The following is a 1,200-nucleotide window of genomic DNA, read 5'->3' as shown; positions in this document are numbered from 1 at the left end:
CGATTTAAAATTGAAGTGCAACACCTGCTCTACTAGACCAGTTCTTTATTCAGACTAGTCAAAAAGGCCATGAAGGCCTATTCTTAATTCACCACAAACAAGAAAGAGGTATCTTCATGACCCGAATTAAGAATATCATATCTAATCAGTATCACCAACTCAATTTAGCTGAACGTGGTCGAATTGAAGCCCTAAGGGGCTTAGATTGGTCCATCCGCCGGATTGCCAAGGCTCTTCATCGTAATCCCAGTACGATTTCGCGTGAATTAAGACGGGGGACAACAACGCAGATTAACGCTAATACTCGTATCTTCGAACAGTCATATCTGGCGGAAACTGGCGAAGCAGTTTATCGTAAGCACCGGCTAAACAGCTGTTATCGTGGACTCTTTGATCACTGTCAAACCTTCTGTAATGCTTTGGTTACAGCTTTAAAAGCTCGCCCCAGAATGCATAGTGTGGATACTTTTGTTCACCAATTCAAGACTAATTACCCAGGAGTTGTCTGTCCCTCAACACCGACGGTGTATCGATACATTGATGACCAGCGTTTAGCTATCCGTAATTCAGACCTACCAGCTAAACTCCGTCGCCGAGTCAAACGTCCCGGAACAAAGCATCACCGAATCAATAAGAAGAATCTGGGCCATTCAATCGAAGAGCGTCCCACTGTGGTTCAAGCACGTCAAGAGCTTGGACACTGGGAAGGTGACTTGGTCAAAGGTAAACGAGTTGAATCTGAGCCAGCATTAATGACTTTGACTGAACGTGTTAGTCGTTTAGAAATCATCGTTAAACTTCCCAATTATCATGCCGACACTTGCTTGAAAGCCCTCCAGAACACCTTATATGACTATGGAACTGAGTACTTTAAAACCATTACTTTTGATAACGGTGCCGAGTTCTCAAGCTTGAGCCAAGTGGCGGGAACGGACATCTACTTTGCCCATCCTTATTCACCATGGGAACGCGGAACCAATGAGAACACTAACGGCCTTTTGCGCGAGTTCTTCCCGAAGGGTAGATCCTTGGTTTTGGCCTCACTCATTGATATTCAGCTGGCTCAGGATACCTTAAACAACCGGCTGCGGCGGTCATTAAACTATCGTTGCCCAGCCGATCTAATGCCTGAACTAGCTTAGCAACTAGACCACTTCTAAGAATAGATTCTTAGTGTTGCACTTGATTTGACAATTGAGG

Annotated in this window: 1 protein-coding gene; it reads left to right on the top strand. The window is 44.8% G+C overall.

The window, feature by feature from the left end; all coding sequences use genetic code 11:
* Positions 1-116 precede the first annotated feature (116 nt).
* The gene (locus tag FD07_RS11880; RefSeq protein WP_012695418.1) at positions 117-1,142 is read left to right on the top strand and encodes an IS30 family transposase; all 1,026 of its coding nucleotides are present in this window, start codon (positions 117-119) and stop codon (positions 1,140-1,142) included.
* Positions 1,143-1,200: the final 58 nt, after the last annotated feature.

Source organism: Levilactobacillus parabrevis ATCC 53295 (assembly GCF_001434055.1).
GTDB lineage: Bacteria > Bacillota > Bacilli > Lactobacillales > Lactobacillaceae > Levilactobacillus > Levilactobacillus parabrevis.
The sequence above is the reverse complement of the archived record's forward strand: the minus strand, read 5'-3'. Positions and strand labels throughout refer to the sequence as shown.